We start from the raw sequence: 13,979 nt of genomic DNA on the forward strand, positions 1-13,979 counted from the left end.
CAATGTATCGGTATATGATTCATTTGATCTCTGTGTTTTCCACTCCGAGCTACCGCCAGATGGCGATTAACCAGTGACCGACTTGCGCCCGCTATTCAGCACAGCTGCTGAAACCAATCACCAGCCGAGGGTTTCAACAGAGCCATTTGGGTGGCAATCATTCACGTACAGTGCCGATTGGCTTATGTGACGCGACTCCTGACGAACCGACATGAACGCGGCTTCGAGCGTCGATCTGACGGAACACGAGCGGGCGGTCGTCAACGCCTTTCAGGGCGGGTTTCCGGTCACTGAGCGGCCGTTCGAACCCGCCGCAGCCGCGATGCGCGATCGCGGCGTCGATACTACCGGCGAGTCGGTGCTCGAGACGATTCGCGACCTCGACGAGCGCGGCGTCCTCTCGCGGTTCGGGCCGCTGGTCAACGCACAGGAGATCGGCGGGGCGGCGACGCTGGTCGCCATGCACGCCCCCGAAGAGCGGTTCGACGAGGTCGTCGAGGCAGTCAACGATCACCGCGAGGTCGCGCACAACTACGAGCGCGAACATCCGCATCTAAACGTCTGGTTCGTCGTGAGCGTCGCAGAGCGCGAGGCGCGACGCGCCTCGGAACGGGCGAACGGCGAAGTCGTGAGCAGCCGCGTCGAGGAGGTGCTCGCGGAGATCGAAGCCGAAACCGGACAGGAGACCTATAACCTCCCGAAACAACGGGAGTTCCGCGTCGAGGCGAAGTTCTACGTCGACGGGCCGTTCGGGACGGGTGGCGGGGACGAGACCGACCGAACGGGTTCGGAGGCTGACGGAGAGAGCCGCGGTATCGACTGTTCCGACCTCGGCCCCGACGTGTCCCCGACCGATCGGGACACGCTCACGCCGGCGGAACGGGATCTCGTGCTCGAGGTCCAGGGCGGTCTTCCGCTGACGGAAACGCCCTACGCCGATGTCGCCGAAACGATCGGTCGGGAGACCTCGTGGGTGCTCGAGACGATACAACGGTTCGTCCTCGAGGGGAAGATTCGCCGGGTCGGCGTGGTCCCGAACCACTACGCGCTGGGCTATACGGAAAACGGGATGACCGTCTGGGACGTTCCCGACGATCTCGTCTCGACCGTCGGCCCCGAAGTGGCCGGCCTCCCGTTCGTCACCCACTGTTACGAACGGCCGCGCCACGAGGGCGTCTGGCCGTACAACTTCTTCGCGATGACACACGGACGAAGCGAAGCGGAGAGCGAGCGCCGAATCGAGCAGGTAAGAGAGACAATGGCCGAACACTGGGATGTCGAAGACGGCGACTGGGACTCGCTGTTCTCGACGGAGATCCTCAAGAAGACCGGCATTCGACTGGCCGAACGAGCCGATGCGAACACGACGCAGGACGAGTCCACTGATCGATGATTCCACTGTTACACGACTTCACGGACGTTCCCGTTCTCATCTTCGGCGGTGGCCTGGTGGGGGCACGGAAGTCCCGTCGATTCGCCAGGGAAGCCGACGTGACCGTCGTGAGCCCCGAGTTCGTCGACGAGCCGTTCGGTCCGCACGAACTCGACGATACCGAATCGACAGCCGGGAGCATCGAACTCGTCCGTGCCGGACCGGGGCCTGAAAACGTCGAGGAGTGGATCGCACGCCTCGAGCCGGCGCTGGTAATCGCGGCAACCGACGACGGGGCGGTCAACGAAGCGGTCGTCGAATCGGCCCGAGAGCGGGGAATCCTCGTCAACCGAGCGGATCGATCCGGCGACCGCGACCCCGGGAGCGTCGTCGTTCCCGCCACGGCTCGAGACGAACAGGTCGTCGTCTCGATCTCGACGGGCGGTACCGCACCCGTCCTGAGCAAGTACCTCCGTCAGGAACTCGAGGAGACGCTCGAGGGAGCAAGCGAGATGGCCACGGTTCTGGGAGACTTGCGAACGGAACTTAAGCGTCGGGACGTTCCGCCCGACAGACGTCGGGAAATCGTTACCGACGTCGTCAACTCTTCGGCAACTTGGACAGCTTTACGTAGTGGCGCTTCGAAGGCTAGTCAAGTGATCGAGGACGTGCTGGAGGAAGAACGTTCGAGAGGGGGGAATCCGTGATGATCCCGGCAGGTGTCGTCACCGGCGCGCGGATCACCCACGAAAGCGGGACCGTCGACGATCTCGCGACCGCGAGCCCCGAGAGTCAGCGGGCCAGCGTCGCCGAGTTCCTCTCGGTCCCAGAGGTCGAAGAGGCGATCGTCCTTTCGACGTGCAACCGCGTCGAAGCCTACGTCGTCACGACCGACAGCGCGGTCGGGCGGGCGGCACTCGAGGAGTTCTTCAGCGAGACCGACGACGACGCGCTCGTCCGATCGGACCACGACGAGAGTCTCAAACACCTGATCCGAGTCGCGTGTGGCCTCGAGTCGGTCGTCCTCGGCGAGGACCAGATCATCGGACAGGTGCGAACGGCCTACGAGGACGCCCGAACCGCCGGCGGGATCGGGCCGCTACTCGAGATGGCCGTGACGAAGGCCATCCACGTCGGCGAACGGGCGCGGACGGAGACGAAGATCAACGAAGGAGTCGTCTCGCTCGGATCTGCGGCGACCAGACTCGCGACCGACGAACGATCGCTCGAAGGGGAGACCGGCCTCGTCGTCGGCGCCGGCGAGATGGGACGACTCGCCGCCCGGAACCTCGCGGAGACCGGCATTTCGGAACTCGTAATCGCGAACAGAACCGTCTCCCGTGCGACGCACCTGATCGAGGAACTCGACGTGGACGGACGTGCCGTCTCGCTGCAGTCGCTCGAGACGGTCACCGAACGCGCGACCGTCATCGTGACGGCGACCGGGAGCGACGAACCGCTGCTCGATCAGCGCCACCTCGGTGACCGAGAACAGATCGTCGTCGACCTCGGCCAGCCGCGCGACGTCGATCCGGCCGCCGCCACGCTCGAGCCGGTGACGGTCTTCGATCTGGACGACCTCGAGACGGTCACCGAGCGAACGCACGGCCAGCGCGCGGAGGCGGCTTCCGCGGTCGAGACGATGATCGAACGGGAGTTCGACCACCTCCGGAGTCAGTACAAGCGAGCCCGAGCGGACGACGTGATCGGAACGATGTACGAGTCCGCAGAACGGATCAAAGCCAGAGAACTCGAGACCGCCATCTCCCGGCTCGAGGACGAAAACAGAGGCGAACTTACCGACGAACAGCGCGACATCGTCGAATCGATGGCCGATTCGCTCGTGAGCCAGCTGCTGGCTCCGCCGACAAAGAGCCTCCGAGAGGCCGCACAGGAAGACGACTGGCGGACGATCAACACAGCGCTCCAACTGTTCGATCCGGATTTCGGCTCCCGTGGCGATGGGGACGGGCGTGGAGAGGCCCCGCAGTCGCTGTTTGGGGCCGCATCGGATCCGATCGGTGCGACCGACGACGACTGAGACATCCTCGCGGGTTCAGCGTGGCCCAATCGTTATTTTCCTGCGTATCGTTCGACCGACCATGGCCGAGCTCTTATCCGACGACGAGATCAGCGAGCGGCTTCCCGAGGAGTGGGACCGCGACGGCGACGAGATCGTCCGCGTCTACGAATTCGACGACTACCTCGACGGCGTCAACGCCGCCCAGATGGTCGGCGAAATCGCCGAATCGCAGTTTCACCACCCGGAGATCATCATCAGGTACAAAGAACTCGAGGTTCGGCTCACGAGCCACGAGGAGGGCGGGATTACGGATGCGGACGTCGAGATGGCCGAACTGATCGAATCCGAACAGTCCGCGTGAGTCACGCGAAATACCGCGGCGAATCCAAACGAAGGCCTCACAGATGAACGCTCGGTACGTCTTCGGCGTTCGACTCCGCCTCGAGCCCGATCGATCCGACGTGTCCGTCGAGCCGGCGACAGTCGAGACGACGATATCGATCGAGGCACCGGAACCCGGGGCCGACGGCTGGCGTTTCTTTCGAAACACGCTCTGGCACGGCGAACTCTCGGACCACGAGTACGGATGCCGGCTCGCCGAAGACTGGCTCGAGCGCTCGGGTGAGATCGAGGCCGTGGATTTTCGGGAACTCAGGGCCGACGAGGCGTACGTCGAGGCGCTGAAAACAGAAATCGCGGCCGATCTCGAGGCGTTCAACGCCGAAACCGTCACCGAAGCGCTTTCGAAGTATCTCGGCTCGAGTATCCGGGTCGAGTAGACGACGCCGAAGCGGCGATCCGCGACACTGTCGACTCCTCGGACCAGTCCGTGCGGGCGACAAACACTTAGTGGAGAGTCTCGTAAAGCATCGTCCGTATGGTCTCCGAGTACGATTTCTGGTTGCTCGACCTCGACGGCACGCTGGTCGACGTCGAATGGTCGTACACCCGCGACGTGTTCGACCGGGTCGGCGAGCGCATCGGTCGCGAGTTCACGGATATGGAGGCGGATATCATCTGGAGCGGGCTGACCGGCTCTCGGGACCGCCAGCTACTCGAGTGGGGGATCGACCCGGTGGCGTTCTGGGAGGCGTTCCACGACGAGGAAGACCCGCTCGTCCGGGCCGAGCAGACCTACCTTCACGAGGACGCCGAATTCGTCGGCGAACTCGAGGAGCCGGTGGGACTCGTCACGCACTGTCAGGAGTTTCTGGCCGAACCGGTGTTAGCGCACGTCGGCATCGAAGACTGGTTCGATACGATCCTCTGTTGTACAGAACAGACGGGGTGGAAACCCGACCCGACGCCCGTCGAACAGGTAATGGCGGATCTCGGGGTCGCGAAAAACGGGCACAAGGGCGTCCTCGCGGGCGACGGCGCGAACGACGTCGGTGCGGCCTGGAACGCCGGCCTCGACGCGATCCACGTCGAACGCGTCGGCCACGACCGGCGCGGACGGTGCGTGCTCGGCGATTACCGGGTCGAATCGTTCGACGAACTGTTTTGAGCGCCACAACGGCAGATCCCCGCCGAACCCGGCACGCGGAACCCGATTGGTCACTGGTTCGAGGTCGGCGGTTCGCCCGCCGGCTGGAGTTCCTCGTTGACCAGCGTCTCGTAGGCCCGTCGCAAGCGCTCGGAAAGCGCCTGGTGTGAGATGCCAAGCGTCTCGGCGAGTTCTTCCATCGATATCTGGCGCGGAATCTCGAAGTAGCCCTCCTCGAGGGCCGCCTCGAGGGCTTCCTGCTGTTCCGGCGTGAGTCGGGTGTCTCGAGTGGTTTCGGACGTGACATCGGTCACTCGTCGCAAGTCGGCGCTGACGTCCTCCTCCAGGAGGCGGTCTCTAATCGTCCAGAGATCGTCTCTGTCCCTGACGCGAACTCTGGCTTGCCACCAGCCGTCGACACCCCATACCGCAAGCAGCGAGCAACTCTCCTCGAGAAACTCGTCGGAAAACAGCGGAGTCACTCCCGCGAACCTGACGTCATAGAGGAGACGGTCACCCGCGGTAACGAGGCGGTCGTAGCCCTCGACCGCCGGGTCGGATTCGAAGGCTTCGCGAACGGTTCCGGGATCGGCTCCGATGACCCACAGACAGGGTTGGTTCTGCGAGACGGACGACTCGAGCTCGAAGCGAATATCCGGCACCTGTTCGAACGTGGTTGCGAGCATCGTCTCCGTCGCGGGGAAACGGAACTCGGCAATCGTCGACATCACTATTGGTACAGCAGAGAGGGGTAAAACTCCTATTCCGTTCGAGCAGAATATCTCCCGGATTTGTTTGTGATTGCATCCGCACAGACTGTCTGCAGAGATTGTCAATTCGTACGAACACGTACGAGTCGGCTCAGTCCTCGAGGCGGTCGGCAAGTTCGCGAACGCCCCGCTTGTCGAGGCGGTCAAGAGCACCCAGTACGCGCACGGGCTGTCCGCCGAGTGAGACGAACTCGAGGCCGAGGTGATCGGCCGTCTCTCGAAGGCCGAGGGCGACGTCGGCCGATCCGGCGATGATCCGTCGGGCCGGGCTTTCGTGGGCCCGAAGCCCGAGGTCGAAGCCGTCGATCGCTTCGGTCAGCGTCGCCCGCGAGACGTCGCGCTCGTCGGCCAGCGCGTCGATCGCTCGCTCGAGGCTCGTTCGAAGCCCCGAATTGGTCGTTCGGTTGACGAAGCGGTGATCTCCCGCGACGAGATCCGCCAGTCCCTCGATCTCCCGCGGATTGCCCGACTCGACGATCAGCCCCCACTCGCGGGTCCACCGGCCGAGTTCGGACGCCTCGACGTCTCGCTCGAGCGGCCCGGCGACGACGGCGAAATCCGGCACACCGTTTCGGAGCCGCCTGAGGCCCGGACGAGTGCCGACCGAGAGGTATCGTGGATTCTCGAGGTCGTCGAGCAGTCGATTGAGCGTCGGATCGTCCTCGCCGACGCCAAGCAGCGTCGGCGGCCGAACGTCCGGCGAAAAGAGCCGCACGTCGACCCGTTCGCCCGCCTCGAGGTAGTCCGTCTCGGCCGGAACCTCGACCACGCCGTCGGCCTCGGCGAGGCTCGTCGTCGCCCCGCTTCCCTTGTCGACCGGATAGACGAGCCGGTCGCCGTTCCCGTCGGTCGTGACGCCGACGGGCATGAGCCGAAGCCGCCCCTGGTCTGAGCGCTCTTCGGTCGCCATCGAGCCGGTGACGGTCGCACTCGCCGGCTCCGGAACGCCCGCGGCCTCGCGAATCGCCGGCGCGACGAACGTCCGAAAGACCATCATCGCCGAGACGGGGTAACCGGGGAGGCCGACGTAGGCGGATTCGCCGGTAGATGGGATCGACCCGCCTGCGGCGTCGTCCGATCGGGGTCCGGAGTCCTCGAGTCGACCGATCAGCATCGGTTTTCCGGGCTTGACGCCGACACCGTGCAACAGGAGTTCGCCCTGTTCTTCGATGACGCGGTAGATGACATCGACGGCGCTCGCGCTCGTCGATCCGGAAGAGAGAACGAGATCGCACTCGGCGGCGGCCTCGCGAAGCACGCGTTCCATCTCTTCTGGGTCGTCGCCCGCGTGAGGGTAGAGGACGGGTTCGCCTCCCGCGTCTTCGACGCCCGCGGCAATAGTGTAGCTGTTGACGTCGTAAATCTGGCCGCGAGCGCTCTCTATGGGCTCGCCGGGTCGAACGAGTTCGTCGCCGGTCGAGACGATGCCGACTCGAGGCTTCGCCCGGACCGGGACCTCCTCGCGACCGAGCGCGGAGAGGAGACCGATATCCCGCGGCGTCAGTCGCGTTCCGGGGCCGATAGCCCGTTCGCCCGCGGCGACGTCGGCACCCGCGAACATCACGTTGTCGCCGGGAGCGACGCTCGTTCGAACGAGCACATCGACGGTACCGTCGTCACCGTCACTGTCGCCGCCGTCTCCCGCGTCTTCGTCCGTTCGTTCTACGGGCACCATCGCGTCGGCACCCTCGGGCATCACCGCGCCCGTCGAGATCTCGACGGCTTCGCCCTCGGCGACGGTCACGTCGGGTTCCTCGCCGGCGTGGACCGTGCCGACGAGCGAAAGCCGCGCGGGGTCGGCCTCGTCAGCGCCGAAGGTGTCCCGCGCTCGAAGCGCGTAGCCGTCCATGTTCGACCGATCGAATCCCGGCACGTCGAGTTCGGCGTCGATCCGCGCGAGTAACACGCGGCCGCGCGCCTCGGCGAGTGAGACTCGGTCTACGCCGCCCTCGAGCGAGAGCGAGTCGATGGCCTCGCGGGCCTCGGCGGGCGAGGCGAGGTCGCGAAATTCCTTGCGGTCCATAGCGGGTGTTCGGCCGCGGGGGCTAAAAACGTCGGTCGATCCCGGCTCGCAGGACGGGCCGTCGCCCATCCGGTAGTGGGTGGAATACGCTACTCGACGAGGTGCTCGAGCAACAGCGCCGTCACCGCCTCGGGCTCCTCGTGGGGAACCCAGTGGCCGGTTTCTGGAAACCGCTCGAGGCGGCCGTCCTCGCAGTAGGCCAGACTTTCGGGGGCCATCTCGGGCTCGAGCGCGAAGTCCTGCTCACCCCACACGACGAGCGTGGGGGCGGCGACGAGGTCTCGAGGCGGCGAGGCGGTGTGGCGGGCGGCGGCGCGATACCAGTTGATCGTCGCCGTCAGCGCGCCGGGTCGACGCCACGCCGCGCGATAGCGCGCTATGTCCTCGTCGGTGAACGTTCCAGATGACGCGTTCGCTCGCAGGGATCGTTCGAAGAACTCGAAGTTTCGGCGCTCGCAGGCCCACTCGGGGAGTCGCGGCAGTTGGAAGAAAAAGACGTACCAGCTGTTTGTGAGCTGTGCGGGATTGGTCAGGACGTGGTGGCGGAGGACTTTGGGATGGGGCACGTTGACGATGCCGAGGCGGTCGACGGTCGAGGGATATCGGAGCGCGAGTTCCCACGCGACCGCCGCACCCCAGTCGTGACCGATCACGTGGGCAGAATCGCGTCCCTCGCTGTGGACGAGTTCCACGATGTCGCGCGCGAGTTCGCTCTTCCTGTAGGCCCGAATGCCGTCGGGCTTCTCGCTCAGGTTGTAGCCGCGTTGATCCGGAACGACCACGCGGTAGCCGGCGTCGACGAGCGGTTCGATCTGCTCGCGCCAGCAGTAGAAAAAGTCGGGGAAGCCGTGTAGCAAGACGACCAGCGGATCGCCCTCGTCTCCCGCGGCGACGGCGTGGAGTCGAACCCCGTTTACGTCGTAATAGGTCGATTCAGCACTCGAGTCGGTGAGCAGCGAGACATCCGTGTGCATACGTACCTATCGATACATTGGATAGGAATAGTTATGAAATTGCCAGTTGAGTCGCCAGTATGGCACGAATCAGCGAGGGGGCCCGACAGCGGGTGAGCGGACTCTTCGACCGCCACCTCGAGGTCGGCCTCCACCACGGGGCCCAGTGTGCGGTCTACGTCGACGGGGAACTCGAACTCGATCTCGCCGGTGGGCAGGCGAGCCCGAACGGAGACGCGACGGGAGACGGCGAGCCGACGACGACGGAAACCCGCCACGTGCTGTTTTCGTGTACGAAACCCTACGCCGCCGCGGCGTTGCACGCCCTGGTCTGTGACGGAGCGCTCGCGTACGACGACCGCGTCGTCGACCACTGGCCCTCGTTCGCCGAAGCAGGGTCGACGAAAGCGGACACGACCGTCCGGCAGGTCCTCAATCACACGGCGGGGCTTCCGGCCAGCGACATCGATCGCCAGCCCGACCTGTGGGGCGACTGGAACGCCGTCATCGAACGGATCGAGGGGATGGACCCGGTCTCCACGCCGGGCGAACAGCCGGCGTATCACTCGCTGACCTTCGGCTGGCTCGTCGGCGAACTCGTCAGGCGAGTCTCGGGTCGCCCGATCGAGGAGGTTGCCACCGAGCGAGTCTTCGACCCGCTCGAGATGAACGACACGGGGATCGGTCTTCGGGAGACCGAAGACGGACCGGTCGCGACACTCACCGGGTACACCGCGTTCGACGGCTGTCGGGACCTCGAGGAAGGACTCGGTGGTCATACGACGATCGCCGACTCGTTCAACAGCGAGTCGGTCCACCGATCCGTGATCCCCGCCGCCAACGGGATCGGCACGGCTCGAGACATGGCTCGGTTCTACGCCTGTCTCGCGAACGGCGGCGAACTCGACGGAACCCGGATCCTCGAGTCCGAGGTCGTCGAGACGATGACGACCCTCTGGGCCGCCACGGACGAGGACGGAACGCTTCGAAAGCCGTCACGATATGGCCTCGGCGTCTGGAAGGGCGGAACCAGCACGGACCCGTTCGGCTCGCTCACGCCCTCGCGAGTGTTCGGCCACTCGGGACTCGGGAGTAGCGTCGGCTGGGCCGATCCGGCGCGGAACATCAGCTTTTCGTACGTGACGAACGGCGTGCGAGAGGAAACCTACGAACACGTCACACGGATGAGTACGCTCTCGGATGCGGTTCGGCTGGCCGTAGATGGGTGAGGTTACGCCCAGGAGAGATCATGTCTCGAGCCGACGGCTACTCGACTCGACTAGCACGTCTGCTCGATGACGGTGAACCGACCCGTCTCCTCGTACTCGCCGTCGACCGGACTCGGCTGGTAGAACCGATGGACCGTTATCGACTCGACCGAATCGCCGTGGGTTTCGGTGGCCCGTTCGCAGGCCCACTCGGCGTAGTCGACGGCGATGACCCCGTTCGTATCGCCGTTGCCGGAGGCCCAGACGGTCTCCATGAACTTGCGGTCGCGGAACGTGTCGTACTCCTTCGACGCATCCGGTGGACGATCAGCGGTTACGTTTCCATCGCCGAACGCGTCGATCTCGTCCCCGGACTCGAGTTGCGCTTCGACGGCGTACCAGCTGTAGCCCTCCGTGGGGTTCGGCGCGTACAGGCCCCAGCTTTGCTGGTCGACCGGGGTCTCGAGTTCGTCGGGCAGGTCGTAGTCGGTGACGTATGCCGTGCCGTACACGAGGATCGAAAGCAACGCGAGCACGCTGATGACGGTCAGCAGTGAGCTACAGTACGCGCGGACGAACGACGTCTTGGACTCGTAGCCGCGTCGCTCGAGCGCGTCGAACACTCGTCGTTCGACCGGCTGTCCGATGAACGACCGGAGTCTCGACGCACTCGGCAATCGGTCGGTCAGGCTCGTCGGAACGAGACGACGGAGCGCGCTCCAGAACGGCGGGGTGAGAAACGGAAGCAGTGCCGTCGTGAGGACGAACGGGAACAGCCCGACCGACATCGTAAGGAACATTCCCGCGAACGCGCCCATATAGACGAGCGCGAACGCCGCGCGCAACCGTCCGTCAGTCACCAGGAGGAAGAGAACGGATCCGGCGAGCAGACCGACCCAGGCCCAGTTGAGTACCTCGAGCAGCGCCGGATACGAGGCCAGATGGTTGCCCAGAAAGATCGTCATCACGTCGTTCGACAGCGCGATCTGGAGCGCTTCGCCCTCGTACCAGGTATCGCCCTGATGTTTGAGAACCGCGTTCTGGGAGAACACCATCAACGGCTGGATCAACAGGGCGGCGGTGGCGAAACTAACCACGCTCTCTCTCGCCCGCGCGGATCCGCGACGAAGGGCGTCGATCGACCACCGCTCTCCCAGCGGCGTCAACAGCGCCAGGAACAACAGCACGCGAAGGAGCTTATCCCCGCCGTTGAGAAGCGCAGGATTGCGCGCCTGAAGCGACAACAACAGCGCCAGCGAGACGAATCCGACCAGTCTCGTCCGGTAACCGAGTGCGAACGCCATCGCGAACAGCCCCGCGATCACGAACAGGAGTTGCTGGAACCACAGCTCCCCCGAAAGCGCATGGATTGAGAGGCCGGTGAACTGGCTGTAGGTGGCTTCGTACGCCTCGATCGGGTACGCGCCGTCGTTAGTATAAAACCGCTCGATGTTCCCCCAGCGGATGAACAGATCCACCAGCAGAATCAGCCCGAACGAGATACGAACCGCAGCGAGCGCACGGGTATCGACCTCGAACCGGGAGCGAACCCACCGATAAACCGGCTCGAGACGGTGGCGCAGTTGCCGATACGTCTCAGCGTCCGGACCGACCCGCTCGAGTTTCGAGGCGACGCCCATGTCAGGGACACCCGGCAGCGTCGGCCGAACGGCGGTCTATCGACGGGCCTGCGATCGACGGGAAGGGGAGGGTACTCGGGGACGCGATCATTGTTTCGATTAGTGAGATGTTGCGTTCTGTGTATGTCTCTGAAATAAGTTTTGTGGACCGGTGGCCGGTGACCGCGAACGAGACTCGAACCGGCCGTGCAAAGCGTTATCGCCGGTTACGAGTCAGTATGCGACCGAGTCCGTTCGAGGGAGGATCGACCAGAAACAGAGCGCCCGTCCGCGCGATTACTCCCAGTGTTGCACCGCGACGGTCTCGCCCGCCGGAATCCCCTCGCGGTCGTCGTCGACGACGACCCAGCCGTCGGCGAGCGACACGCTCGAGAGCACCCCGGAGCCGCTGGCTCTCGTCGGAACGGCATCGAAGACCGGGCCGTCGGCCGACCGGCCGGTTTCTGCTTCGTCATCCGTGGCCCGATCAGCAGCCCCTGAACCGTCCGCTTCGCGAGGCTCGAGCGTGACTCGGGCGAACGTCCGCGTGGCCGGTTCGCTCGGGATTTTTCGAGCGAGGCGAGCCGTCGTCGTCGGATGCGGATCGGGTTCGGTGCCCTCGAGCCACCGGAGGACCGGGCGCAGGAACTGGACGGCGTTGACGATGCAGGCGACCGGATAGCCCGGCAGGGCGAGGACCGGCGTTTCCTCGACGATGCCGAGACAGACGGGGTGGCCGGGTTTGAGACCAACGCCGTGGACGAGCACCTCGCCGATGTCGTCGATGACCTCCGGGAGCAGGTCGCGCTCGCCGACCGACGATCCGCCGGTGGTGACGACCACGTCCTTGGTGAGGTCGCGTTCGATGGCGACCCGCAGCGCGTCGTGATCGTCGGTAACGATGTTTCGGTAGGTCGCCCGGCCGTTCCAGTTGTCGACCAGTCTCGAGATCGTGAGCCCGTTCGTCTCGATGACTTCGCCGGGGCCGGGATCGTGCTGGACGAGTTCCTCGCCGGTCGGGATGACGCCGACTCGCGGTTCCGTCGCGACGTGAACCCGCGAGATCCCGACGGACTTGAGCAGACCCAGATCCGACGGCCTGAGCCGGTGGCCCGGTTCGTAAAGCGTCTGTCCCGATTCGACGTCTTCGCCCACCGGGGCGACGTTTTCCCCTTCCGCGACCGCGTCGGCGATCTCGAGTTCGTCCGTCGCCTCGAACTCCTCGACGTGTTCGATCATGACGACGGCGTCGCTGCCCTCGGGGAGCGCGCTTCCCGTGTGGACCCGAACCGCGGTTCCGGACGTGACGGCGTCCTCGCCATCCGCGACGTGAACTACGGCGGGCGACCTGTCGCTTGCTCCGAACGTATCCGCAGCCTGAACCGCGTAGCCGTCCATCGCCGCCCGCCGGTAGTGGGGAACGTCCCGCGAGGCCGTCACCGTCTGGGCGAGCACGCGGCCGGTAGCCTGCTCGATCGGGAGCCGTTCGGTGGTCGGCTCGCGCTCGTCGACCTCGAGTGCGTCTCGGAGGACGGCGCGCGCCTCGTCGACGGGCGTGCGTACCTTAAAGCCCGCCTCGGTTCGCTCGTGGTCGGCACCTTTCATACTCGGACACGCGCGGCGGGAGGGCAAAAACGTGCGGGACCGTCCGCCGAAATTCGGTCAACCGTGTCGAACGGCACTAACTTTGGAGCAGTTCGCCGTCGAACGGCGTTAACTCCGGAGCAGTCCGCCGTCGATCGGAATCTCGACACCGTTAATGAAACTCGCGTGCGGACTCGAGAGGTACGCGACGGTCTCGCCCAGTTCCTCGGGCTGGCCGATCCGGTCCATCGGGATTTCGGCCGCCAGGTCGGCCAGTCCCGACTCGTAGTCCTCGTAGGTGCCCCGCTCGACGCCGGCCTCGATCAGTTCCTCGATGCGGGGCGTCTCGATAGGGCCCGGGAGCACGGCGTTGGCCCTGATCTCGGGAGCGAACTCGCGTGAAACCGTTTTGATGAGCCCGATCACGCCGCGGCGAACCGAATTCGAGAGGAGGAGGCCGTCCGACACCTCCCGGACGGTTCTCGAGGTGATCGAGGTGATCGTCCCGTACTCCGACTCGAGGAGGTAGGGATGGGCCTCCTCGATCGTCCAGACGACGCTCATCACGAGCAGGTCGTAGGCCTGATACCAGTCTTTCTGCTCGGTATCGAGGAAGGTCGTACTCGGCGGACCGCCGGAGGAGGTGACCAGGTGATCGAGCCCGCCGAAGGCATCGACGGTCTCCTCGACCAAATTTCCGATCTCCTCGGGTGCGGTGAGGTCGGTCTGTACCGCGAGGACGTCACCAGTCGGTCCGTCCGCCGACTCGCAGGCGTCTTCGATCGATTCTTTCGCCGCCTCGAGTTGTTCGCTACCGCGACCGCAGATGGCGACGTTCGCGCCCTCGAGCGCGAGCGCCTTTGCACTCGCGAGTCCGAGGCCGCTCGAGGATGCCGTTACCAGTGCTGCGTTGCCGTCGACGTGCAGATCCATGCGGGGGA

General features: G+C 65.1%; 13 protein-coding genes. 7 read left to right on the forward strand and 6 right to left on the reverse strand.

Features of this window, described 5'->3' with window-relative positions; genetic code table 11:
* Positions 1-211 precede the first annotated feature (211 nt).
* The 6 genes from ahbB (at position 212) to HALLA_RS11530 (ending at position 4,902) form a co-directional block, all read left to right on the forward strand.
* A complete protein-coding gene (gene ahbB, locus HALLA_RS11505; RefSeq protein WP_049953488.1) occupies positions 212-1,393 on the forward strand; it encodes a siroheme decarboxylase subunit beta in 1,182 nt (393 codons plus the stop codon).
* On the forward strand, positions 1,390-2,079 hold the full coding sequence (locus HALLA_RS11510; RefSeq protein WP_049953489.1) for a precorrin-2 dehydrogenase/sirohydrochlorin ferrochelatase family protein: 690 nt from the start codon (positions 1,390-1,392) through the stop codon (positions 2,077-2,079). The genes ahbB and HALLA_RS11510 overlap by 4 nt, the downstream gene beginning before the upstream one ends.
* Positions 2,079-3,413 (forward strand): glutamyl-tRNA reductase, encoded by a 1,335-nt coding sequence (gene hemA, locus HALLA_RS11515; RefSeq protein ID WP_049953490.1) that lies wholly within the window; start codon positions 2,079-2,081, stop codon positions 3,411-3,413. Before HALLA_RS11510 ends, hemA begins: the two co-directional genes overlap by 1 nt.
* A gap of 61 nt (positions 3,414-3,474) precedes the next feature.
* Positions 3,475-3,756, forward strand: a complete 282-nt coding sequence (locus tag HALLA_RS11520; protein WP_049953491.1) for a 4a-hydroxytetrahydrobiopterin dehydratase — start codon at positions 3,475-3,477, stop codon at positions 3,754-3,756.
* A gap of 43 nt (positions 3,757-3,799) precedes the next feature.
* Positions 3,800-4,174, forward strand: a complete 375-nt coding sequence (gene lwrS / locus HALLA_RS11525; RefSeq protein WP_049953492.1) for an LWR-salt protein — start codon at positions 3,800-3,802, stop codon at positions 4,172-4,174.
* 98 nt (positions 4,175-4,272) lie between these two features.
* Complete coding sequence (locus tag HALLA_RS11530; RefSeq protein WP_049953493.1) at positions 4,273-4,902, forward strand: HAD family hydrolase; 630 nt, start codon at positions 4,273-4,275, stop codon at positions 4,900-4,902.
* Positions 4,903-4,952: 50 nt separating this feature from the next.
* Here the strand turns inward: HALLA_RS11530 and HALLA_RS11535 are convergent, their stop codons facing one another.
* The 3 genes from HALLA_RS11535 to HALLA_RS11545 all read right to left on the reverse strand — a co-directional run bounded on the left by HALLA_RS11535 (position 4,953) and on the right by HALLA_RS11545 (position 8,648).
* Positions 4,953-5,609 carry a helix-turn-helix domain-containing protein gene (locus HALLA_RS11535; protein WP_049953494.1) on the reverse strand — a complete coding sequence of 219 codons (657 nt, stop codon included), beginning with the start codon at positions 5,607-5,609 and terminating at the stop codon, positions 4,953-4,955.
* Between the two features lie 133 nt (positions 5,610-5,742).
* Positions 5,743-7,674 (reverse strand): molybdopterin biosynthesis protein, encoded by a 1,932-nt coding sequence (locus HALLA_RS11540; RefSeq protein ID WP_049953495.1) that lies wholly within the window; start codon positions 7,672-7,674, stop codon positions 5,743-5,745.
* An 89-nt stretch (positions 7,675-7,763) separates the two neighbouring features.
* Positions 7,764-8,648 carry an alpha/beta fold hydrolase gene (locus tag HALLA_RS11545; protein WP_049953496.1) on the reverse strand — a complete coding sequence of 295 codons (885 nt, stop codon included), beginning with the start codon at positions 8,646-8,648 and terminating at the stop codon, positions 7,764-7,766.
* Positions 8,649-8,707: 59 nt separating this feature from the next.
* Between HALLA_RS11545 and HALLA_RS11550 the strand changes: the two genes are divergently transcribed.
* Positions 8,708-9,856 (forward strand): serine hydrolase domain-containing protein, encoded by a 1,149-nt coding sequence (locus tag HALLA_RS11550; RefSeq protein WP_049953497.1) that lies wholly within the window; start codon positions 8,708-8,710, stop codon positions 9,854-9,856.
* A 50-nt stretch (positions 9,857-9,906) separates the two neighbouring features.
* Here the strand turns inward: HALLA_RS11550 and HALLA_RS11555 are convergent, their stop codons facing one another.
* From HALLA_RS11555 to HALLA_RS11565, 3 genes are all read right to left on the reverse strand, one after another.
* On the reverse strand, positions 9,907-11,475 hold the full coding sequence (locus tag HALLA_RS11555) for an HTTM domain-containing protein (RefSeq protein WP_049953498.1): 1,569 nt from the start codon (positions 11,473-11,475) through the stop codon (positions 9,907-9,909).
* A 276-nt stretch (positions 11,476-11,751) separates the two neighbouring features.
* On the reverse strand, positions 11,752-13,059 hold the full coding sequence (locus tag HALLA_RS11560) for a molybdopterin molybdotransferase MoeA (protein WP_049953499.1): 1,308 nt from the start codon (positions 13,057-13,059) through the stop codon (positions 11,752-11,754).
* A 108-nt stretch (positions 13,060-13,167) separates the two neighbouring features.
* Positions 13,168-13,971 (reverse strand): SDR family oxidoreductase, encoded by an 804-nt coding sequence (locus HALLA_RS11565; RefSeq protein WP_049953500.1) that lies wholly within the window; start codon positions 13,969-13,971, stop codon positions 13,168-13,170.
* Between the last annotated feature and the right edge of the window lie 8 nt (positions 13,972-13,979).

Origin of the sequence: Halostagnicola larsenii XH-48, assembly GCF_000517625.1 — an archaeon.
In the GTDB taxonomy this organism is placed as follows: Archaea; Halobacteriota; Halobacteria; order Halobacteriales; family Natrialbaceae; genus Halostagnicola; species Halostagnicola larsenii.